Source organism: Paenibacillus sp. 1SOY10 (assembly GCF_056836745.1).
Window position 1 is genome coordinate 163,202 of the sequence record NZ_JBXENK010000002.1, and the last position, 22,188, is coordinate 185,389.

Here is a 22,188-nt window from a genome sequence, read left to right on the forward strand (position 1 = left end):
TAATATATGAGTAGGGCGCCAATGCGCGCCAGACAGGGAACTATTCTGAGGAGGTTGTTGCAAGATGAGTACGAACCATCACACGTTCCAACTAAACGTTACGCCCAGAACGGAATTCCATCGCTCTTCGCTGCGCGAGTTGAGACAAAATGGCCGTGTTCCGGCCGTCGTTTATGGAGGCGAGTCCGAGAACCTTGCGGTTCATGTGGATGTCAAGCAGCTTGTGAAGGTAGCACGTACGGGAAGATCGGAATTCTTCGACCTGAAGGTTGAAGGGGGACAAACTCTACCGGTGCTGATTAAGGACCTTCAACAACGCAGAGGAGAAATTATTCACGCCGATTTTCAGCAGGTGTCCAAGAACAAGCCAATTCGCGTAAAAGTACCTTTAAGCTTTACGGGTACAGCGCAAGGCACCAAGGTTGGAGGAATTCTGCAATTTCAGGCAACGGAGTTGGACGTAGAGGGGCTGCCGGGCGTATTGCCTGCAAGCCTGGAGATAGATATTACTGCGCTTGATGTCGGTGACAAGCTGACAGCCAGCGAAGTCGAATTGCCGAAAGGCATTATCCTGCACGCTCAACCGGAGGAGGTACTTGCGGTCGTTCTGCAACAAACGCTGGATACGGCAGCGGAGGATGCGGGTGCAGCGGATAGTGAGCCGGATGCAGGGGCTAAGAACACGGACGAGGGCTAAGCCTGGTCTTCGGAACTGTTGTCAGGAACATCAAGTCATTTCAGGCTAATGGAAGGCAGGTTATCCCATGTATCTCGACTTCAAGGGGGTAGCCTGCTTTTTTGTCCGGCTTGACGAATCCAGCTTTTGTAACTAGAATGGTTGCAGGATTAATAGAATTTATATGATAGGAAAGAAGGGGTCGCATGCCGCCAAAAACCAAAACCAATGCCTTGGCCCGGCGCAAAGCCGAGCAATTGAAAGAACAGCAAAAGATGAAAACGAGACGTTTGATCTGGTTCACGACGGTTGGACTACTGATTGTCCTGATCATTGCCGTATTGGCGTTCCAGCCGGCACCGAAGGCTGCGGAATTTGATTATGCCAATCTGCCCGTGTTAGGGCAAGCTGACGCGCCAGTTAAAGTGGTAGAATTCGGGGACTATCAGTGCCCGGCCTGTAAGAGCGTCAATGAAATGGTTAAGCCGAACCTGGTTAAAGACTACATAGATGAAGGCAAGGTGGCCTTCTACTTCATGAACCTGCCATTTATCGGGACGGATTCGTTCACGGCAGCCCTCGCTGCACAAGCCGTGTATCATCAGAATCAGGAAGCCTTCTGGCCTTATTTCGATGCGATTTATGAGCATCAGGGAGAGGAGAATGCCGGTTGGGCCTCGCAGGAGTTCCTGGTAGAGCTGGCTAAGCAATTGGAATTGCCGATTGATTACGAACTGCTGCAGCAAGACATCGCCGAAGCGACTTATCAGAGCGAGGTTGAAGCACATCTGGCGCAAGGCAACAGTCTGAGGGTGGACAGCACGCCGACCTTCTTCATCAACGGCATTGAATATGTCGGTCATTTGGGAGATTACGAGGCGCTCAAGAAGACCATTGATTTGGAATTGGAAAAATAGAGGGGATAGACGGGAGGAATAACAGGGTATGCGGGCTTTTTTGAGGAATTACGGTATTTATATGGCCTGGCTGGTGGCGCTGGTGGCTACGGCGGGCAGCCTGTACCTGAGTGAGGTGCTGCATTATGAGCCTTGTCGCTTGTGCTGGTTCCAGCGCATTTTCATGTATCCCCAGGTTCTGCTGCTGGGTGTGGCAGCGTACCGTCAGGATCGTCATATCATTCCGTACTCTCTGCTGCTTAGCATCGTCGGAGGTGCAATTTCCGTATATCATTACGCTGAGCAAAAAATTCCTGCCTTATCCCGCCTGCTTCCCTGCAAGGTAGGGGTTCCCTGCAACGTGGATTACCTCGGCAGCGGGTGGTTCGGTTTTATCACGATTCCCTTCATGGCGCTAATTGCCGCAATATTGATTGTCTTGTTCCTGCTGGCGGCCCGGCAGCAGCCCGCTGAGGAAGAGTTGGAGGACTAATAATAACATGTAACGTCCGTGCGGCCTTGGCTGTGACGGGCGTTTTTTGTGTTGCGAGCAATTAGGGAGAATCGTCAGGATATTTTCCCAGGATAAGGAGTGTGAAATATTGTAATTTTCGGTTGAGGGGATGAATGGGCGGCTTGGATCAGATGAGCTAAAATGAAGGAGGTTAGTATCTTAATTCCCCAAAGGAGGATATCTCGTGATGCAAGCTAATCATACAAAATCAGGGTCTGGAAGAGTGGCACTTCATCAAGTACGAATTCAGGATGATTTCTGGAGTTATTATATTGGTCTGGTGAAGGATGTAGTGGTGCCTTATCAGTGGGAGGCGCTGAACGATCGGGTAGAAGCAGCCGAGCCTAGTGGTGCGGTACGTAATTTTCGGATTGCCGCCGGCTTGGAGCAGGGTGAATTCTATGGGATGGTATTCCAGGATAGCGATGTGGCTAAATGGCTGGAAGCGGTGGCTTATCTTTTGGAAACGGATACAAATCCGCAGTTGGAGCAAATTGCCGATGAAATGATCGATATTATTGCTCTAGCTCAGCGGGAGGATGGGTATCTAAATACGTATTTTCAGTTGAAGGAGCCGGATAAACGCTGGACCAATCTGACGGAGTGTCACGAGCTTTATTGCGCTGGACATATGATTGAGGCAGGGGTTGCGTACTACCGGGCTACGGGGAAAAACAAGCTACTTCAAGTGGTGAGTAAGTTCGCGGATTATATTGACCAAGTATTTGGCAACGAGCCCGGCAAGCTGGCTGGCTATGATGGGCATCAGGAGATTGAGCTTGCATTGGTGAAGCTTTATGAGGTGACTGGAGAAAAGCGCTATTTGCAGCTCAGTCAGTATTTTCTGGATCAGCGCGGGCAGCAGCCGTCGTTCTTCCAGGAGGAGTTCAAGCAACGAGGGGGCAAGACGTTCTGGCCCGGCACGGTGGGAGAACGAGTGGACCTGGAATATCATCAGGCTCATCTCCCCGTCAGGGAGCAAGAGACGGCCACCGGACACGCCGTACGGCTCATGTATATGCTGGCAGGGATGGCGGATGTAGCGGGAATGACTGGGGACGAAACCATGCTGGCCGCTTGCCGCAAGCTCTGGGATAACGTGACCGGGAAGCAGATGTATATTACCGGCGGAGTAGGCTCCATGCCTCAGGGCGAAGCCTTCTCGTTTGACTACAATTTGCCGAATGATACCGTATACGCGGAGACTTGTGCCTCCATTGGCCTGATCTTTTTTGCCCATCGGATGCTGCGCATTGCTCCCGAATCGAGATATGCCGATGTGCTGGAACGCGCACTGTATAACACAGTAGTTGGTGGAATGGCCAGGGATGGGAAGCATTTCTTCTACGTCAATCCGCTTGAGGTAGATCCCAAGGCTTGCGGAGGGGGCAATCATAGCGTAGATCATGTCAAACCGGTACGTCAGGGCTGGTTCGGTTGCGCCTGCTGTCCGCCCAATGTAGCTCGATTGCTGGCCTCTCTGGGTGAGTATATCTATTCAGTTCAAGGGGATATCCTCTACACCCATTTATACATCGGCGGGGAAGCGGAGCTTAAGGTAGGGGCTGGAACTGTTAAGGTGACGCAAACGACAAACTATCCTTGGGAGGGGACTGTACAATTTGCGGTGGAGCCAGCAGGAGTAGAGCGCTTCACGTTAGCTCTTCGAATTCCGGATTGGTGTCCTGAGGCGAAGATAGCGGTGAATGGAGAGGTTCAGCCGCTGGATGCAGCTCTGGTTCGGAATGGGTACTATTGGCTGCAGCGGGACTGGCAGGCCGGAGATAAGGTGGAATTGACTTTGCAAATGCCTGTTACCCGGATGTACAGCCATCCGCTCGTAAGAGCCAATGCCGGGAAGGTGGCATTGCAACGTGGGCCGCTGGTCTACTGCCTAGAAGAAGCGGACCAAGGGCCTCATTTGCATGAGATCATCTTGCCAAGGTCTGCCGCTTTGCGTGATACCTGGGCCAAGGAATTGCTTGGTGGAGTGGTTACGGTCGAGGCAGAGGGAATCAGACTGTCGGAGCAGGGCTGGCAAGGTGGCTTGTACAGTTCCGCTGCCCATCCATCCGAGGAGCAGGTCGCGCTCAAATTTATCCCGTATTATGCCTGGGCGAACCGCGGCGAGGGAGAGATGACGGTGTGGCTGCGAGAACGTTGATTGCCTTCTCGGGTGAGGCTGTGACAAGTGCCTAATTATCCGCATATGATACCGGAGATGATCATCTTTTGACAAAGGAGAGGGCGGCTCTGAAAAAGATCAAGCCTGTGAAATCCGGAAGAGCGAAAAAATCGCTCTACTATGTGGATAATCCCGAGATTAACGAATTAAAGATGTTGGAAGAACGGAAAGGATTGGCGCAAGCCAAAACGAAGGAGCTTCATATTCACCAGACTTCAACGTTGTCACCGGCACCCCCCAGGAAAGACCAGCCCAGCTTGGCAACCGGTCTGCCAGGGAAGGAGGATGCCTTGGACCGGAATCAACAACAACTATTGCATGAGCAGTTGCTGGAGAAGGAAGCACCTCATCAGGAAGCGGGTATTATCTATACGGACGATCTCATCGATGCAGCTGTAACGGGAGAGAAAATTGCTCCATTTACCATTGATGCGTCCCGGATTATGCGTGGCTCCATTGGTACTGCCTGGATTGCGGACTATGCGGTGGAGAACGCCAAGTTGGCCGACCAGGCCGTAACCTCCCAGAAGCTCGCTCCTTCGTCGGTGAACGGCAATCATCTGGCGGAGGGGTCCATCGAGGGGCGGGCTATCCGTGACCAATCTATCCGCGGGGAGAAATTGGCGGATGGCAGTATCACACCGGAGAAGTTGGCGGATCGGGCCATCACGGGCGAGAAGCTGGCGGAAGGAACCATTCAAAGTCGTCATCTCGGTGAATGGATGATTACGTCGGATCTGGTGCAGGATCAAGCCATCACCGGAGAGAAAATTCGTAGCGGCGCAATTCAGGCATCCCAGTTGGCTAATGGGGCGGTGGATACTTCCAAGCTGGGTGACCAATCCGTCACGACGTCCAAGTTGCGTGACACTTCTGTAACTTCAGGCAAGCTGGCGGAAGGAGCCGTGGAAAGCCGCCATTTGGCGGATCATGCTGTCTCTCCAAGACATCTGGCTCCAGGGCAAATTGGCCAGGAGCATCTGGCCTGGTCAAGTGTAGGGACTGACCAGTTGCAGGAAGGGAGCATTACGGGAGATCATGTGGGGGAAGGGATTATTGAATCCCGTCATATCAGGCCAGGGGCCATAACCAGCGGGCATGTGCAGACGGGAAGCATCGGGCAAGCTCATATTGGAGATGGAGAAATCAAAGGCCGGCATGTTGCCGACAAGTCGATCCTCTTCACAAAGCTTAGCGACCAGTGCGTCGGAACCTCGCATATTGTCGAGCAGTCCATTACTTCCTCCAAAATTGCCGACCAAAGTATTCTCCCGGGGAAAATATCCAATGAGGCCGTACTGGCCCGTCATCTCGCTCCAGGCGTTGTGCAGTCTGGACATCTAGCCCCGGGCGCAGTCACGGACACTCATCTGGCTCCCGCCTCGGTGCAGGCCGGACAACTGGCCCCATTGACAGTGCAGGAATGGCATTTGGCGGATGGTGCGGTAACCGGTGAGAAGCTGGGAGGTGCCGAGGTATCGGGAGAACATCTCGCCTCGGGAGCAGTCGGCACCCATCATTTGCAAGCTGGCAGCGTAACGGCGGAGAAGCTGGGAACGGGCAGTGTTACGATGCGGTCCATCGGATTTGGCGCGATCACGGAAGCGGCGATTGGAGGCCGGCAAATTACTTCGGGTCATCTGGCGCTGGGAGCAGTTCACGGGATCCATCTTGCTCCGGGGTGTGTGGATGGAAGACTGCTGCAAGAGGGGGCAGTTCGAGAGGAACATCTGGGCGAGGGGTCTGTCTTCTCACAGCATCTTCAAGACCAAGCGGTCACAAGCCTCAAGTTGTCTCCTGAGAGTGTGACCACAGACAAACTGGGCGATTTGTCCGTAACTTCCTCCAAGTTATCTGAAGGTAGTATAACCTCCGGGAAGCTGGGGCTTCAGGCGGTAGAGTCCAGACATCTGGCTCCGGGAGCTGTTGGCGAAGCAGCATTGGCTGCGGGGGCCATCCATAAGTCGCATCTTGGCCCAGGATCAGTCACATCGGAGCAATTGGGTGCACTAGCGGTGGAAGAGGGGCATTTGGCGGCTGATTCAGTGACGGAGCGGGCTTTGCAGCGGGGAGTAGTTACGGCAGACAAATTAGGCGAAGGGGCTGTGCGTTCCTCCCATCTGGCTGAGGATAGCGTAGCCGGGCAACATTTGTCAGCCGGCTCGGTCAATGGCTATCACCTTGTGGCCGAAGCTATTGATTTGGAGCATTTGGCTCCTGAGTTGTTGCAACAGGGCTTGCTGCCGGAGGATGGCATCAACGGCAAGGATATTCAGCCGGCTTCAATTGGTCGCGCGCACTTGCGGCTTGGGGTTGTGGATGCTGAGGCGCTGGATCAAGCGGCGGTGGGTTCCCTTCACTTACAATCAGAGGCGGTACAGCAGGAGCATCTGGCCATAGGAGCCATCGGCGCAGAACAGCTTGGCGCAGAATCGGTGGGCAGCCGCCATGTGCAATCCGGGGCTCTTGGCCCTGAGCACCTGAGCTTTGCTCCTGTGCAATCGGCAAGTGGCGTAGTCGCCCAGCAGCAGTTTGGCATGGCGGCATTCTTGCTGCAACAGCATGAAGCGGAGACGGAAATTGCCATTACCTTTGAGATTCCGTTTGCTTCATCCGAGATCGTCATTGTAGCGATGACGAATCATTCCGCTTATTATGCGACACTCAAAGAGCAAGCTACAGATTCGGCGGTATTGACGGTCTCGAGACTCAAGGACAGTTCAGTTAATTACGGTTGTGTCACCTGGGTTGCCATTGGAAATATCTGATCATTTAAGCTCTATAGGCAAGTATTAATGGCTGTAACACAAGAAAAGGTCGCCCTGTTGCGGCCTTTTTTTGTGTTGAGAAAGGTGCTTCTTACATGAGGGTGACATATATTTCAGTGCCTGTGATTTTACGTACAGCAATTCTGCGACGAATTACCTACTATAGTGGAAACCGCTTGCAAATTATTTTTTTATCTTGTTATGTGAATGATTTCACGTTAATGCAAGTGAGTGGTATGAACAATACCTGCATAGTCGGGGAGGGGCGCGACTGCCCGGAGAATGGATCGCCATTGTCGGGCAAAGGGCAGATAAAAAGTTGGGGTAAACATCATGAACATACATAAGCAAGGGCAACGTCCGATGAATTTCATAAGGGAGAGGATTGTATTTGAAAAAGTTAATATGTCTTACCATTAGCGCGACATTGGTCCTATCAGCTTTGTCGCTGACGGTAGGGGTGTCCGGATTTCAATTGACGGGCATCGACGCCGTATCTGCGGCTTCGGAAGCTGCTGAAACGCCAGCCAAGGAGACACCAGCCAAACCAACAACGAAGACTCCTACTAAAGCCACCACGCCAAGTAAAACCACAACCAAAACACCAACGACCAAGACTCCAAGCAAAACTACTCCTACACCTGCGAAAACAACCACACCTGTCAAAACACAGGCTCCGGTTGTTAAACCCGCTGAAAGCCGTTATGCCGATGGCGTGTACGTTACCTATGGAGATGCCTATTCCAAGGGTACCGAAGGAGCCAAGGTTACAATTAAGGATGGCAAGATTAGCGCGCTGGAGTTGCTCAGAACCAGTCCCAAGCTAATCGACCGGGATGCGCGGAGCAACTACAGCGGCCTGTGGCAGGCTTATGAAATCATGAAGAAGAATCTGCTAGGCAAGACGCAAGAGCAAGCTGCCAAGGTGGACGTTGTGGCAGGAGCTACCCGTTCTGCCGAAGGCTGGAAGCTATCCATCGACCGCGCCTTCCAGAGAGCCCTGAAGGAGAAGCCGCAAGGGGTAACTTACTTTGCCGGTGAGCATATGGGCGTAGATCCTGAAGGCAAATATATGGTATTCGCCAGCTTCGATGCTACGAAGCGTACGGTCATCAAAGTATACCCACTGGATGCCAGCGGCAGTGCCGTAGACGAAGCCAAGTGGACTGAAGAACAAGCGGCACTTGTTAAATCCCTCGCTTCGGCCTTGCTGGTGAACGGAGGCGATGCGGTTGCAGTTAAGGGCCAGGAGGCCGAATTCAAGGCTGCGGCGAATGCTTATTGGGATGCGGAACAGAACGCAAAGGTGAATAACGATTCGAAATATATCGATGGTTTCTACTCCGCTTACGGTACGGCACGTGACAAGGGTGTAGAGCGAGCTGATATTTATATCCGTAACGGCAAGCTCGTTGACGTGAAGCTGTACAGACTGGGGGCTAACCTGCTGGATCGTGGCGACACGGCGTATGCAGATGTCGTTAAATCCAATGCACCCATGGTCGCCAAACTGCTGGAGAAGGGCTCGTATGTAGCTGAGTTCAAAAATGATGTGGATGCGGTAGCTGGTGCAACAGAGAGCTGCCATAGCTGGAACGTGGCCGTGGAGCGGGCATTTGAGAAAGCCTTGAAGGTTCCTGGCAAAGCTCGCTATTTCGAGGGTACCTTTGCCGGAGTAGATAATTTGTCCAAAGTGCTGGTATTAGCTGACATTCAGGAAGACCTGGTTACCAAGGTCAAAGTTCATTTGTTCGGCGCTGATGGTAAGCTGATTGCTAATGATAAGCTGACGGATGAGCAACAAGTATTAGTGCTGGAACTGGAGAAGGGTCTTAGCGCCAAGGGAGCGAATATGACACCTATCGTAGGCGAAGAGAATCTGTCCATGTCGGCCAGAGCCGCCTTTGCCGATCTGTTAAATAATGCCTCAAAGGTACAGGGGAATTACAAGGATGGCGAGTTCGTCGCTTACGGAGATGCTTATGATAAAGGCACGAATCGCGCTGATGTTACATTGCGCAACGGAATTATCGTAGGGTTGAAGTTGTACCGGGTTGGCGTCAACATGATTGATCGTGGAGAATCGGCTTATGCCGATGTGGTAAGAGGCATTCCGATTTTGACTCGTGATCTGTTATTTGCGGGTACGAGAGAACGGGCTGCCACGGTGGATGCGGTCGCTGGTGCAACAAGCAGCAGCAACGCGTTGAAGGCTGCTGTGGATCATGCGTATAAGAAAGCTGAAATTAGCGAACCGTACAAGGCGGCATATATCAATGGTATTTTTGCCGGGGTGGATCAAGAGCGTTCCGTTTACGTCATGGTTACGGTGCAGAATAACGTGCCATTCAAGATGGAGGTTTTCTATCTTGACGAGAACAGCAAGGTGAAGCCTGTAGAGCAATTGACGGAAGACGAGAAGACAGTCAAGGACGAAATTGAAACTCCGACTACGGAAGGTCCGTTGCATAAATACGGATATCGTCCGGCAGCCTTCGGGGATACGGATGGCGTTAAGGAGCTTTCTGCCAAAGTAGTAGACGCTGTCAAAAACGCGCTTGAGAATGCAGGAAGATAGGCAACAGCATTTGCCAATCAACTCGCTCAAAGCTTAACAACAAGAAGCCCTTGGCACCTGCCGGGGCTTCTTGTCATAGAAAAAATAGATGTTTTTGGGCTGAGCTTTTCACAGTCCCGATGTATAATAGGGATATTATACATCGGGAGGAATTATCGTTGACGCAAATTAATCAATTAAAAACCCAGGACGAATTCGTAGGCTACTATTTGCTGAAAACGCTGGAAGTGAAGCAGACAAATGCTAATCCGCCGAAGGATTATCTCGATATGGTCCTGTGTGACGCCACCGGGGAGCTTCCGGCCAAGTTCTGGGACGCTTCATCTACAGATAAAGAAACATTCTTTCCTATGGGACTGGTCAAGGTTCGGGGACTTGTGCAAACCTATCGCGAGAAGCTGCAAGTTAAGGTGATGCAGATTCGCCCGGTCAAGCCAGAGGACGAGGTGAAGTTAACAGACTTCATTCGTTCAGCACCGATTACCCCGGAAACGCTGGTTCAGACCATTCAAGGAATCATTGCCGAAATCAAGGATGATGAGATTCGCTCGCTTGTTCAGTTCTGTGTAGGCAAGGTGGAGGAGAAGCTGGCCGTGTATCCGGCAGCGAAAACGCATCATCATGCCTATTTTGCCGGATTGGCTTATCATACCGTACGGATGCTGGAGATTGGCGAGTTCCTGTGCGGACAGCGCCCTTTCCTGAATCGTGATTTGTTAAAGGCAGGCATTATCTTGCATGATATCGCCAAAACCGAGGAATTGGTGGCCGAACTTGGTATCGTGTCCGAATATAGTACGCAAGGCAAGCTGCTTGGACATATCTCCATGGCTTCCCAGTGGATCACCGAAGCGGCAATTCGTCTTGGCATTGCGCTTGATTCGCCCAAGGTGGTCGGATTACAGCACCTGGTGTTGTCGCATCATAATTTAGGGGAATGGGGCAGTCCGGTGCAACCTCAGATTGCCGAAGCAGTAGCCTTGCATCATATCGATGCACTGGATGCCAAATTGCAAATGGCGGAGGATGCCTTGTCCACCACGCCGGAGTCGGAGGAATGGACACCGTACATTCGCGGCCTGGAGAACAAGGGCATTTACCGTTTGAAATGGTAGGGGAATATAGGACTACTCGACATCAAAATCAAAGTAGGTATTCTTGTGAGGCTCGTCTTTATACGTATAATGCCACCATTCCTTACTGTATGGCTTGAAGCCATGCTTGACCATCGCGGTCTTCAGGATATAACGGTGCGTCCGCTGCTCCTTGGTCAGGTGCTTCGCACCATGGGCTGAGATCGCACCGAGAAAGTCTACCCGGCTGCCCATGTCGACTTCTTCGCCGGTTCGCTTGTAGACCAGGGTCAAATCGACGGTGCTGCCGCGGGAATGTCCCGATTTGGAGGACAAGTATCCGAGCTTGAACAAATTCTTCTTGTCGATATCCGGGTAAAATATCTCCTTCATCTCAGTGTCTCCCGGCTGCTTGGACCAGGCTAGAAAATGATTTACTGCTTTTTGCGGGCGGTAGGCATCAATGATCTTCAATCGGTATCCCTGCTTATCAACCTCGTCGCTTACCTTCTTCAAAGCTCGTGCAGATCTCAAAGTCATAATGGCGAAGGGCGCGTTATAACCATCAATGCGCTTGCCGATAAAATTCTCGTCGCTGTAATAGCGGATGTCGTAGAGCGCATCCGGGAGAATCTCGTCGAGGTAGACAAAGCCCTTGCCTTCTGGCAAACGGTTCTGCTTCACAGGTATTTCGTTATCCGGAGCACTCTCCGAGGCCAGTTTAGTTGGCATTGCTGCAGCTTGGCTAGGTTCGCTTGCCGTGCTCCAGGTCAGGAGCATCATGAAGACTGCGGTACAAAGCAAGCCGACTCCTAGTCGAATGTATACATTCTGAGTAAGTAAGGGCGAAGTTGGGATACGGGCAGCCGTATCGGTGGTATGTGGGGATTTGCGGGACAACATAGCATGCTCCTCTCATATGCAAAAGTAGACTAATACCTTCGTTGCGGTGCCTTGATTATAACATACTACTTAAACATCATTCGACATTGGATATATATCATGATATATTATTCTATATATCAATTTCTTGTAAGTCTGTAAGGATGTGTAGGAGGATGTGTAGGAGGATGGGTATGAACGAAACAGCCTCGTCAAAGCCGATGTACGAAAAAATATTCGATGATGTAAAGAAGAAGATTATAGACCATGGCTATAAGCCGGGGGATCGGATTCCCTCGGAAAAAGAGCTGGCGGAAGAATACCATGTAAGCCGGATTACGAGTAAGAAGGCAATGGAACTGCTCGCAGCCGAGCGGTTTATCGTACGGAAGCCGGGGCGGGGCTCCTTTGTGGCAGACCCCGAATCGGAGGGATTCGAGGCCGCGGGAGTGGGAGGTCCAGAGTCTGAACGAAGAAGATTTGCCTCCGGCAAAGAGCGTACCGGTAAGTTGATCGGTGTCGTTCTGACGGACTTCGCGGGCAGTTATGGTACCCGGCTCATCTACGGGATTGAGGACGCGGCACGTGAACGGGATTGTTACGTAGTATTGCGGCGGACGTTCGGGGTTCAGGAGAATGAGGAAGAGACCATCCGCAAGTTGTTGGAGCTTGGTGTGGACGGTCTGATTGTGTTCCCCGCTCAAGGAGAATATTTCAATGCGGAAATTCTGAAGCTGGTGATCAAGCAATTCCCGCTGGTGTTGATTGACCGTGAGCTGAAGGGGGTCGCAGCAGCTTCCGTCAGCACCGACAATGCTGCGGCAGCTTCGATGGCAGCGGAGTATTTGTTCGATTTGGGTCATGCCCATATCTCGCTCTTATCTCCTCCCCCGGTCGATACCTCGGCCGTGGAGGACCGGATTGAGGGATTCGTACAGGCTCATGCTGCAAGAGGGGTGGCGGTAGACCGCAGTCTATGGGTATGCAATCTGACCTCCACCTTGCCCAATTCATTCAGCGACGAGAATATCGAGCGTGACATTGAGAAGATAATGAAACATTTGCAGGCTAACCCGTCAATCACTGCGTTCTTTGCGATTGAATACTATATCGCCTTGCTTGCCAAGGCCGCGGTCAAACGGCTGGGCCTCAGCATCCCTGAAGATATCTCGATCATATGCTTCGATAACCCGCAGTTCAGAATGGGGGAGGGTTATGTCTTCACCCATATGCGCCAAGGTGAAGAGAGCATGGGCAAGCTGGCGATCGACAATGTAATGGAAATTATGGAGCAACGCCCGGTAGCCAGCAAAGTTAAGCTGTCTGCTGAACTGATTCCGGGCCAATCTACGGGACCTGCTCGTAGTTCGCAAGGGTGAATAAGCCTAAAGAATATTTCTCATAGCAAGGCAATAAGCAACTCCCTGATCGCTTTCATAGCAGCGATCAGGGAGTTTTTTTATATATCAGGAGAATTATTTATGAGTCGTTGACATAATGATATTATGCTAATATACTTTATCTATTGAAAGCGCTTCAAAAACCATGATGCTTGAAACGAAAAGGGAGGGTTTGGGCATGAGAAAAGGACTTATGGTTACATTGGTGATTGTTATGCTAGGCGCTCTGTTGGCTGGATGCGGAGGTAGTAATGAGGGAAGCAAACGCAGCGAGGGCAAGGATGGCAAGGTTCAACTGACGTTTTGGGGCGATTGGGGCGGAGAAGGACAGAAGCAGTTTGAGACGATGGTAGATGCCTTCAACCAGTCACAAGATAAAATCGAGGTTAAATACGTGCTTCAACAGGATATGATTACGAAATTCCTGACGGCTGCGACAAGCGGCGGGTCGCCAGACGTTCTGTTCTGGGATCGCTGGAGAACTTCATTGTACGCTCCAAAGAATGTGCTACGTCCCATTGATGAGTACATGACCCGGGACGGAATTAATGCAGGAGATTTCTATGAGGAATCGCTCAAGGAGTTGACATACAACGAGCAGTTATATGGATTGCCGTTAACGGTAGACGCACGGGCGTTGTTCTACAATAAGAAAATGTTTGCGGAAGCGGGCTTAGAGGCGCCCACCAACTGGGATGAACTGGAGAAGGCTGCCACCGCCTTGACCAAGTGGAACGGCAACAAACTGGAGGTCGCCGGCTTCTCCATGGCCGATCCTGGTCTGTTTAGCATGTATTTGCAGCAAGCCGGCGGGCAAATGCTTGGTGAAGACGGGAAGACGGGCTTCAACAGCGAGCAGGGCAAGCAGGTCCTGGAATTTTGGCAACGTCTGCTGAACGACAATAAGGTGTATAAAGTTGGATTTGAGGAAGGCCTGGGCGAGGGCAATGATGCATTTGTTACCGGCAAGGTTGCCATGCTGTACACCGGACCTTGGATGATGAGCACCTACAATAAATATGGAAAGGACCTGGAATACGGTATCGTGCCACCGCCAAGCGGTCCTAATGGAGACCAAGGCAGCGTTATGGGCGGATTTGGTCTGGTTATTCCCCAAGGCTCCAAGCATCCGGAGGAAGCCTGGGAGTTTATCAAATGGTGGACAGCCAATAAAGATAACGCCATGTTGTGGGCTAAAACGAGTCTGAATATGCCAGGTTACAAGCCGGCGCTTGAGGATGACTTCTTCGTAGCCGATCCACTCTGGAAGCCGTTCACGGAAACACTGGAATTCGCCAAGACGCGCCCAACGCATCCGGGGTATTCCGTGATGGAGGAGAATGCGCTGATTCCCAACCTGGAGCTATTGCAGCAAAATAAGCAAGGGATCGAGGAGACATTGAAGAAGGCCCAGGAGCAAGGGGATAAGTTGCTTGCGGACAATGCGGTCGTTAAGTAGAAGGATCGCCAAAGGGGGAAGGGAAAATGGCATCCATTAATAAGCTGGAGCGGCATCAAGCCAGAATGGGCTATCTGTTTATTACACCTACTATGCTGCTGTTTGCCGTATTCATGGTCATCCCCGTCGTGATGGCGCTTTACTTGAGCTTCACCAACTACGACGTGCTGAGTACAAACGATTGGGTAGGCCTGGAGAATTACCGCCGTTTAATCGGCGATACGCTGTTGTGGCAGACTTTCATCAACGTGTTGTTTTATGCGGTGGTGTTCGTTCCTTTTAATATTTTGATTTCATTGCTGCTGGCTATACTGCTGAACAAGCGTAAGGGCGGGGTGAAGCTATTTCGAACCTTCTATTACCTGCCGACATTAACCTCTGCCGTTGCTGCAGCGACGGTATGGATCTGGATGCTGCATCCCGAATACGGGTTAATTAACGGAATGCTGTCTTATGTCGGTATCGCTGGTCCCGCCTGGGTATCGCAGACGGAGACCGCTATGATCTCAATAATTCTGATGACTTTATGGCAATCAGTGGGTTCCAATATGATTATTTATTTGGCAGGCTTGCAGGGGGTGCCTGATTATCTCTACGAATCAGCCCGTCTGGACGGGGCCTCACGGTTCGCCTGCTTCCGCTATATCACTTGGCCACAACTGCGGCCAACGACCTTCCTTGTCAGCGTCCTGGCGATTATTGGCGCGCTGCAGTTGTTCGATCAGGCGTTTGTCTTGACGCAGGGCGGCCCAGCCAACGTGACCAAGACGCCAGTGTATCTCATTTATCAGCAGGGCTTCAATCAATTGCAGATGGGGTATGCCTCAGCGCAAGCCTTTGTGCTGGCGATGGCAATTCTTATTTTCTCACTGATCAGCATGAAGATCACCAAGGCAGAGGAGCCGATCGTATGAGGGAAATGGGCGCAACAAGGGAGAATCATATTTCCCCTATGAAGTTGGGGCTTCCCGTTAGAAAACGTACGTTGAATATTCTGTTCTATCTACTATGCAGCATTATCGCAATCATTATGTTTCTGCCTTTTTACTGGAGTTTGCTGACCTCGTTCAAGCCGGATGAGGAAATGTTCAGCATGCCCATCAAGTGGGTCACGACGAATTTGACCTTTGAGCATTATTTAAATGCGTTCACGACGGTCCCGTTTGGTCTTTACTTCTGGAACTCCTTCGTGTTGGCTGCTTCCGGCGTGCTGCTCAATCTGTTCTTTGGATCGCTCAGTGGGTATGCGTTCGCCAAGCTGAACTTCAAGATGAACCAGCCGTTCTTCCGGCTGCTGCTGGTGTCCATGATGGTTCCCGGCATCGTCACGATGATTCCAAGCGTTTACGTGCTGCGACATATTCCGCTGATGGGCGGCAATGATCTGTTCGGTAGCGGGGGCTACGGCTTGATGAACTCGTTCTGGGGGATTATCCTACCCGGGGCGTCGGGGACCTTTGCGGTATTCTTTATGCGCCAGTTCTTTCTGACTTTGCCGAAGGACATGATGGAAATGGCGCGTATTGAAGGGTGCGGGGAGTTTAAAATTTTCTGGCGCATTTATTTGCCACTGACCAAGCCGGCTTTGGCGACCTTGGGGATATTCACCTTCCAGGCCGGATGGAACAGCTTCCTGTGGCCGATGATTGTGCTGAATGATCCGGCGAAGGCAACGATTCAGATGGGATTGCAGGCGTTCTCTTACAACTACCAGACCGATTATGGTCCGATGATGGCAGGGGCGCTGGTGGCGATTTTACCGATTCTGGTGTTATTCCTGCTGCTGCAGCGTTATTTTATCCAAGGCATTGCCTTTAGTGGAATCAAGGGATAGGAGAGATAAGATGAATCAGACAACGACAGGCTTATGGGGAGAACGGGCAGACCGGGCGCAGCAAGCACTGGACCAGCAGTTCTGGAACGAAAGCATCCTGATGTATGATATCCAGACTCCTTGTAAGAACGGAAATTGCAACGATATTTTTCATTATTGGTGGATGGCTCATGCCGTAGATACGTTGGTGGATGGGTTGGTGCGTACGGGAGAAGATCGATATACGCGCCGCCTGGAGCAATTATATGATGGACTGTTGCAACGCAATGGCGGCGTATGGCCTAATGAGCTATATGATGATATGGAATGGATGGCACTGGCTTGGCTGCGTGCTTACCAGGCCACAAGCGAGCCCAGGTATTTGCAGGCGGTCCGGGTGCTTTGGGAGGATATCCAGACGGGGTGGAATGAGGCCATGGGCGGAGGGATTGCCTGGCAGAAGTCGCAACTGGATTACAAGAATACGCCAGCTAATGCCCCGGCGGTCATTTTGGCTGCCCGGCTGTATCGCAGCTTTGGTAATGAGGAGGACTTGGCCTGGGCCCAGAAAATCTATGATTGGCAGCGGGCCTATCTGGTCGACCCGGATACTGGGTTTGTCTGGGATGGCATGAATCGGACGGGAGACGGGACCATTGATAAGGATTGGGAGTTCACGTACTGCCAAGGTGTATTTATAGGAGCTTCCGTAGAATTATACCGGATATCGGGTCAGTCATTCTATCTGGAGGAGGCAATGCGCACGTTCCGTATGGTGAAAAACCGCCTGGTGCAGCCTGCTTCCGGACTGCTTCCCGATGAGGGGAATGGCGACGCCGGGCTATTTAAAGGAATTCTGATGCGCTATGTGGCGGAATTGTCACTAGAGGCGACTGAGTATCCCGAAGTCCCCCAATTTCTAGCGGCGCAAGCGGAAGGAGTCTGGACCGTGCAAGACGACTCCGAGCTTCCACTCTTCGGTACGGAATGGGCGAAGCGTCCCTTGCCGGAGGATACCGTCCAGCTTAGCTCGCAGCTTAGCGGGACGATGCTGCTGGAAATGATGGCGGCTATTCATTCCAGGGATTGAACCAACTGGTCAAGGGCAGAGGAGGTAGACGAATGTCAGGAACAAGCGCAGGTAGGCCTTCGGGAAAATATACCGGAGTTTGGAGTGAACGCGCAGCACAAATGCATAATGACCTGTTTACTTGTTATACGAATGAGCAGACGGGGATTCTGGCTCAGTGGTATCCGCAAGCAGCCAGCAAAGAAGGGGAGAACTTCTACTATTGGTGGCAAGCGCATGTTCTGGATGTGCTGGTAGATGCATGGGAACGGAGTGGAGAGGCTGAGCTGCCGCAGCGTATTGCCCGATTTTGTCACAGTCTGGAGAGCTATAACGGGAATACGTTCAAGCATAATTACTACGATGATATGGAATGGACGGCGTTGGCATTACTTCGTGCCTATGACACGACCGGCGATTCATGGTATAAAGAAAAGACGCTGGACCTTTGGGAGGACATCAAGACGGCTTGGAACAAGCACTATGGGGGCGGCATGGCCTGGAAGAAGGATCAACTCGATTATAAAAACACGCCAGCCAATGCCCCTGCTGCTATCCTGGCCGCCCGGCTCTACCGGAGATTTGGCGACAGCGAAAATTTGGCTTGGTCCAAGAAGATCTACGCTTGGAATCTAACCCATCTGGTAGACCCGATCACAGGCTTTGTCTGGGATGGTGTTAATCGGCTGGGGGATGGACAGATCGATATGGAATGGACATTTACGTATTGCCAAGGGGTCTTTATCGGGGCGGGCGTGGAGTTGTATCAATGCACCGGGGACGCCGCTTATTTGGAGCAGGCACGAAGAACTGCGGGGGCTTGCTTCGACCAGCTATGTGAGCCGGATACCGACTTGCTTCCGGATGAGGGCATCGATGATACGGGATTGTTCAAGGGCATCCTGATTCGTTACCTGGTGGAATTGCTTCGGGTAGATCCGGAATGTCCGCGTGTTCGCAGTGTCATTTTGGCCAACGCGGAGCGGCTCTGGAACGCAGGATTACTGCAACCTACGGGATTGTGCGGCCCATCCTGGAAGGAACCGCCTACGCTTCCGGTGCAGCTAAGTGTGCAACTGAGCGGACTGATGTTGCTGGAAGCGGCGGCTATCTTGACCGGGGAACTGACTGAGGCGTAGTGAACAAGCTGATGGACAGCCGAGAGTGAGTTGGAACAGCGTTATGATGACTTAATGATGACAGGAAAAAGGAGAATGATGATGACTCAACCGCTTACGCAGGCTGATATTATCGCTTTGGTAGAGCAGAAGTTGCAGGACCGTCCTAAAATTGTAGACATGTTCAAACGTTGCTACCAGAATACACTGGAAACGACGATCCGCCGTCAGGAAGATGGCACCGTGTTTATGTTGACCGGGGACATCCCGGCGATGTGGTTGCGGGATTCCGTCAATCAGCTTCGTCCTTATCTTATTCCCGCCGGTCAGGACGGCGATTTACGGGCAGTGATTGAAGGGGTACTGGCTGCTCAATATCGCAATATTTTGCGGGACCCTTACGCCAATGCGTTTAATGAATTTGATAATTTCCATGGCCATCATACGGACCTGACCGAGATGTCGGGCTGGATTTGGGAACGTAAATATGAAGTGGATTCGCTTTGCTATCCGATTCAATTAGCTTATCTATATTGGAAGAATACCGGGGAGACCCGGCATTTTACAGAGGAATTCAAGCAGGCGGCCAAGCTGATTCTGCAGACGTGGCGAATCGAGCAGCACCATGATGAGCAGTCGAAATATACCTTCATCCGGGAAAATGGGGGCGAGACGAATACGCTGCCGGGCAAGACGGGATATACCGGGATGACTTGGTCGGGCTTCCGTCCGAGCGATGATGCATGTAAGTATGGCTATCTAGTGCCGTCTAATATGTTCGCTGTGGTTGTCCTTGGCTATTTGCTGGAGATCAATGAGCTAGCTTATCAGGATGCGGAACTGGAGCAGGAGACACGTTCCTTGCGGCAGGAAATTGAGCAGGGAATCCGGGAGTTTGCTCTTATCCAGGACGAGGAATTTGGTCCGGTGTACGCGTATGAGGTAGACGGGCTTGGTGGCGTTCATCTCATGGATGATGCCAATGTACCAAGTCTGTTGTCGTTGCCTTATCTCGACTATTGCGGCAAGGATGATCCGGTGTATCTGAACACGCGGCGAATGATACTGAGCAAGAGGAACCCTTACTATTATGAAGGAGAATACGCCAAGGGCATCGGCAGCCCGCATACGCCGGAAAATTATATTTGGCATATCGCGCTCTCCATTCAGGGCATTACAGCGACGGAAGAGGCCGAGAAGCAGGAGATTCTGGGTATGTTCGAACGGACCGATGCCGGGACAGGGCTTGTTCATGAGGGCTTCCACAAGGATAATCCGGATGAGTATACTCGCGAGTGGTTCTCCTGGTCCAACGCCATGTTCGTTGAGTTCGTATTAAGCTTGTGCGGACTGGAGATCAAACGGGGTTAAAATACAGCCAGACGTATGATACATTAGAGATATTTACTCACCTTGGGAGGGATGGTTATTATGGCAGCTATACGGATAGGGAAAGTTAGCTTCTGGCATGTGCATGCCTGGGACTACACGAAGGAGGCTCAGGCACATCCAGATGCGGAAATAACGGCAGTATGGGACGAATTGCCGGAACGAGGCCAGGAACAGGCGGCCAAGCTGGGCGTTCCGTTCTTTGAGACGCTGGATGAATTGTTGGCAAGTGACATCGATGGCGTAATTGTGGATGCTCCGACCAATATGCACCGGGATGTGATGGTAGCAGCGGCACGTGCGGGCAAGCATATTTTTACCGAGAAGGTGCTGGCTCCTACGCTTCAGGAAGTGAATGAAATTCTGGATGAGGTCAAGAAGCATCATGTGAAGCTGACCGTATCCCTGCCGCGGCTGAATGATGGCTATACGCTGGCTATCTCGGAAGCCTTGGGCCAAGGTTTGGTGGGAAGTGTTACGCAGGTGCGCGTACGCTTGTCGCATAATGGGTCTCTGGCAGGCTGGTTGCCCGAGCATTTTTATGATGCAGAGGCTTGCGGCGGTGGGGCGCTGATTGATTTGGGCTGCCATCCCGCTTATTTGACCCGTTTATTCCTGGGCGAAGCACCTGTTCAAGTCACTGCTCAGTTCGGGTACATAACGGGCAAAGCGGTGGAAGACAATGCGGTGTTGACACTGACCACGGCATCCGGTGCAACAGGCATCGTAGAGGCGGGCTTCGTCAATGCCTTCTCACCGTTCACGATTGAGGTTCACGGTACAGAAGGCACCCTGCTATACGGCACACCTGAGCCGAAGCTGCTGCTTCGTACCACGAAGCAAGGAGAGGAACTTGCCAAGACTTGGCAGGAATTACCGCTGCCAGAACGGCGTCCAAGTGCATTCAGCCAATGGATTAGTCATATTCAGCAGGGAACCGAGGCTGAGGAAAATATTCAATCGGCGGTGGAACTGACACGCCTGATGGAGGCTGCTTACCGCTCCATTCGCGAGAAGTCGATCATTCAGCTATAGGAAGCATAGGTACACAAGTAGAGGAAACATAAACAAAGGATAGGCTCACGGCTGTCATGGTTACTGGCCGCAGAGCCTATCCTTTGCTGTTATTAAATATTTTGTGCGTATTCCGGCGAAGGTACTTTGGTCAAAGTCACGTACAGGCTGGCAGGCTGAAGTCCGGAATTGGTGTAGGCGAAGGCCTCGCTTCCCTCCACATGGATAATATCCCCCTTGTTCAGCGGAGAGGCTTGTTCGTTGACCGTTACGGTGCCGTTACCTTCCAGTGCCAAGATAAAGACATCTGTACCGGGATGAGTGTGTGTAGGCAAACCCTGTCCAGGCATAAAATTCAGTACAAATACGACACTTTCGCCTTTCTTGAAGGCGATGCGCTTCGTGAACTTGTCCGTTTGATAATCCTGCAATGATTCTAATGTTAGCTTTTCCATGAGCAACATCCTCCTTGTCCGGTTGCTTGAGACCGGAGCTTCTTCTTTGTTACTTCACATGTTAACACTACCCGTTTGTTAGATACTTGATTCAGATCAAGAAAATGAAAATATTAAAGGCAAGGACCTGGGCAGAAGTTATGCCGCAGGTTCTTGCCTTTTGAATTTAAGCGTCGATGCCCACCGCACCGCCCAGCAGATGTTGCTTCAGCATATCCAATCCTTCCGCGCGGCGGATGGCCTGGGCGACCAGTCTGGCGATGTGGCGGGCGCCTGTATCGGAGAAATGGGTATTATCCTGAATGCCATCAGGATAATTCGCATGGGCTCCTGGCGGCAAATGCATGAACAGATGCCGCGAGCCCTCCTCGCCTAGTGCGCCGTAAAGGCGCTGGGAGGCGGTGAAGATATCGAGCAGGGGCGTGTCAGAGTCAGCGGCGACCTGCTTCATGACCTCCGGATAAGCGCCTACAGCCAGCGGGTCCGGTGTTCCCTCCCTCGTGAACATGCGACGGCTGACGGAGGTGAGCAACACCGGAGTACCTCCTAGCCTACGAGCTGTGGCGATGAAGTGGAGCAAATTGTCCGGGTATGCCTTCTTGGCATCGGCATAACGCGCAGGGTCCTCCTGCTTGCCATCATTGTGACCGAACTGGATCAGCAGAATGTCGCCCGGTTGGAAGTCCCGTTCAATAGCTTCCAGTCCGCCTTCATCCAGAAAGGATTTTGTACTGCGACCGTTGACGGCCCGGTTATCAATTCGTACGGAGTCGACGAAATGATCCTGAAGGTACTCTCCCCAGCCGGTCATTGGCTTCTCGGTGGTTCCCTTGAGCGCTGCGGTGGAATCACCCGCAATAAATACGGTAAGTGACATGCTTACTCCTCCTAACAAGTCC

At 51.8% G+C, this 22,188-nt stretch carries 18 protein-coding genes; 15 read left to right on the plus strand and 3 right to left on the minus strand.

Going from position 1 to position 22,188, the window contains the following annotated elements:
• Positions 1-64: 64 nt before the first annotated feature.
• The 7 genes from AC1VOR_RS06640 (at position 65) to AC1VOR_RS06670 (ending at position 10,732) form a co-directional block, all read left to right on the plus strand.
• The gene (locus AC1VOR_RS06640; protein ID WP_482616670.1) at positions 65-697 is read left to right on the plus strand and encodes a 50S ribosomal protein L25; all 633 of its coding nucleotides are present in this window, start codon (positions 65-67) and stop codon (positions 695-697) included.
• A 185-nt stretch (positions 698-882) separates the two neighbouring features.
• Positions 883-1,593 carry a DsbA family protein gene (locus tag AC1VOR_RS06645; RefSeq protein WP_482616672.1) on the plus strand — a complete coding sequence of 237 codons (711 nt, stop codon included), beginning with the start codon at positions 883-885 and terminating at the stop codon, positions 1,591-1,593.
• Between the two features lie 28 nt (positions 1,594-1,621).
• Positions 1,622-2,065, plus strand: coding sequence for a disulfide oxidoreductase (locus AC1VOR_RS06650; protein ID WP_482616674.1), 444 nt, complete (start codon positions 1,622-1,624; stop codon positions 2,063-2,065).
• Positions 2,066-2,273: 208 nt separating this feature from the next.
• On the plus strand, positions 2,274-4,250 hold the full coding sequence (locus AC1VOR_RS06655; protein ID WP_482617651.1) for a glycoside hydrolase family 127 protein: 1,977 nt from the start codon (positions 2,274-2,276) through the stop codon (positions 4,248-4,250).
• Between the two features lie 68 nt (positions 4,251-4,318).
• Positions 4,319-7,039, plus strand: coding sequence for a WIAG-tail domain (locus AC1VOR_RS06660; protein WP_482616676.1), 2,721 nt, complete (start codon positions 4,319-4,321; stop codon positions 7,037-7,039).
• Positions 7,040-7,430: 391 nt separating this feature from the next.
• Positions 7,431-9,617 (plus strand): FMN-binding protein, encoded by a 2,187-nt coding sequence (locus AC1VOR_RS06665; RefSeq protein WP_482616678.1) that lies wholly within the window; start codon positions 7,431-7,433, stop codon positions 9,615-9,617.
• A gap of 158 nt (positions 9,618-9,775) precedes the next feature.
• A complete protein-coding gene (locus AC1VOR_RS06670) occupies positions 9,776-10,732 on the plus strand; it encodes a 3'-5' exoribonuclease YhaM family protein (protein WP_482616681.1) in 957 nt (318 codons plus the stop codon).
• A gap of 12 nt (positions 10,733-10,744) precedes the next feature.
• Here the strand turns inward: AC1VOR_RS06670 and AC1VOR_RS06675 are convergent, their stop codons facing one another.
• Positions 10,745-11,593: a M15 family metallopeptidase gene (locus tag AC1VOR_RS06675; protein ID WP_482616684.1), complete on the minus strand. Its 849-nt coding sequence runs from the start codon at positions 11,591-11,593 to the stop codon at positions 10,745-10,747.
• Between the two features lie 173 nt (positions 11,594-11,766).
• Between AC1VOR_RS06675 and AC1VOR_RS06680 the strand changes: the two genes are divergently transcribed.
• From AC1VOR_RS06680 to AC1VOR_RS06715, 8 genes are all read left to right on the plus strand, one after another.
• Positions 11,767-12,951 carry a GntR family transcriptional regulator gene (locus tag AC1VOR_RS06680; RefSeq protein WP_482616686.1) on the plus strand — a complete coding sequence of 395 codons (1,185 nt, stop codon included), beginning with the start codon at positions 11,767-11,769 and terminating at the stop codon, positions 12,949-12,951.
• A 199-nt stretch (positions 12,952-13,150) separates the two neighbouring features.
• A complete protein-coding gene (locus AC1VOR_RS06685) occupies positions 13,151-14,431 on the plus strand; it encodes an ABC transporter substrate-binding protein (protein ID WP_482616690.1) in 1,281 nt (426 codons plus the stop codon).
• A gap of 26 nt (positions 14,432-14,457) precedes the next feature.
• Entirely contained in the window at positions 14,458-15,345 is an 888-nt protein-coding gene (locus tag AC1VOR_RS06690) for a carbohydrate ABC transporter permease (protein WP_482616691.1), read from the plus strand.
• Positions 15,346-15,350: 5 nt separating this feature from the next.
• Positions 15,351-16,265, plus strand: coding sequence for a carbohydrate ABC transporter permease (locus tag AC1VOR_RS06695; protein ID WP_482617652.1), 915 nt, complete (start codon positions 15,351-15,353; stop codon positions 16,263-16,265).
• 10 nt (positions 16,266-16,275) lie between these two features.
• The gene (locus AC1VOR_RS06700) at positions 16,276-17,334 is read left to right on the plus strand and encodes a glycoside hydrolase family 76 protein (protein ID WP_482616692.1); all 1,059 of its coding nucleotides are present in this window, start codon (positions 16,276-16,278) and stop codon (positions 17,332-17,334) included.
• Positions 17,335-17,366: 32 nt separating this feature from the next.
• Complete coding sequence (locus AC1VOR_RS06705; protein ID WP_482616694.1) at positions 17,367-18,452, plus strand: glycoside hydrolase family 76 protein; 1,086 nt, start codon at positions 17,367-17,369, stop codon at positions 18,450-18,452.
• 81 nt (positions 18,453-18,533) lie between these two features.
• Positions 18,534-19,802, plus strand: coding sequence for a glycoside hydrolase family 125 protein (locus AC1VOR_RS06710; protein ID WP_482617653.1), 1,269 nt, complete (start codon positions 18,534-18,536; stop codon positions 19,800-19,802).
• Between the two features lie 60 nt (positions 19,803-19,862).
• A complete protein-coding gene (locus AC1VOR_RS06715) occupies positions 19,863-20,855 on the plus strand; it encodes a Gfo/Idh/MocA family protein (RefSeq protein WP_482616696.1) in 993 nt (330 codons plus the stop codon).
• A gap of 92 nt (positions 20,856-20,947) precedes the next feature.
• Here AC1VOR_RS06715 and AC1VOR_RS06720 read toward each other — a convergent pair whose 3' ends face one another.
• On the minus strand, positions 20,948-21,289 hold the full coding sequence (locus AC1VOR_RS06720) for a cupin domain-containing protein (RefSeq protein ID WP_482616697.1): 342 nt from the start codon (positions 21,287-21,289) through the stop codon (positions 20,948-20,950).
• A gap of 166 nt (positions 21,290-21,455) precedes the next feature.
• Positions 21,456-22,166, minus strand: a complete 711-nt coding sequence (locus AC1VOR_RS06725; protein WP_482616698.1) for a rhamnogalacturonan acetylesterase — start codon at positions 22,164-22,166, stop codon at positions 21,456-21,458.
• Positions 22,167-22,188: the final 22 nt, after the last annotated feature.

Excerpts from the sequence above, each read along its gene's own strand:
- AC1VOR_RS06720 (WP_482616697.1), bottom strand. The coding sequence starts at position 21,289 with ATGGAAAAGCTAACATTAGAATCATTGCAGGATTATCAAACGGACAAG.
- AC1VOR_RS06715 (WP_482616696.1), top strand. The coding sequence starts at position 19,863 with ATGGCAGCTATACGGATAGGGAAAGTTAGCTTCTGGCATGTGCATGCC.
- AC1VOR_RS06695 (WP_482617652.1), top strand. The coding sequence starts at position 15,351 with ATGGGCGCAACAAGGGAGAATCATATTTCCCCTATGAAGTTGGGGCTT.
- AC1VOR_RS06645 (WP_482616672.1), top strand. The coding sequence starts at position 883 with ATGCCGCCAAAAACCAAAACCAATGCCTTGGCCCGGCGCAAAGCCGAG.
- AC1VOR_RS06690 (WP_482616691.1), top strand. The coding sequence starts at position 14,458 with ATGGCATCCATTAATAAGCTGGAGCGGCATCAAGCCAGAATGGGCTAT.
- AC1VOR_RS06725 (WP_482616698.1), bottom strand. The coding sequence starts at position 22,166 with ATGTCACTTACCGTATTTATTGCGGGTGATTCCACCGCAGCGCTCAAG.
- AC1VOR_RS06710 (WP_482617653.1), top strand. The coding sequence starts at position 18,534 with ATGACTCAACCGCTTACGCAGGCTGATATTATCGCTTTGGTAGAGCAG.
- AC1VOR_RS06655 (WP_482617651.1), top strand. The coding sequence starts at position 2,274 with ATGCAAGCTAATCATACAAAATCAGGGTCTGGAAGAGTGGCACTTCAT.
- AC1VOR_RS06640 (WP_482616670.1), top strand. The coding sequence starts at position 65 with ATGAGTACGAACCATCACACGTTCCAACTAAACGTTACGCCCAGAACG.
- AC1VOR_RS06700 (WP_482616692.1), top strand. The coding sequence starts at position 16,276 with ATGAATCAGACAACGACAGGCTTATGGGGAGAACGGGCAGACCGGGCG.
- AC1VOR_RS06705 (WP_482616694.1), top strand. The coding sequence starts at position 17,367 with ATGTCAGGAACAAGCGCAGGTAGGCCTTCGGGAAAATATACCGGAGTT.
- AC1VOR_RS06685 (WP_482616690.1), top strand. The coding sequence starts at position 13,151 with ATGAGAAAAGGACTTATGGTTACATTGGTGATTGTTATGCTAGGCGCT.
- AC1VOR_RS06680 (WP_482616686.1), top strand. The coding sequence starts at position 11,767 with ATGAACGAAACAGCCTCGTCAAAGCCGATGTACGAAAAAATATTCGAT.
- AC1VOR_RS06675 (WP_482616684.1), bottom strand. The coding sequence starts at position 11,593 with ATGTTGTCCCGCAAATCCCCACATACCACCGATACGGCTGCCCGTATC.
- AC1VOR_RS06650 (WP_482616674.1), top strand. The coding sequence starts at position 1,622 with ATGCGGGCTTTTTTGAGGAATTACGGTATTTATATGGCCTGGCTGGTG.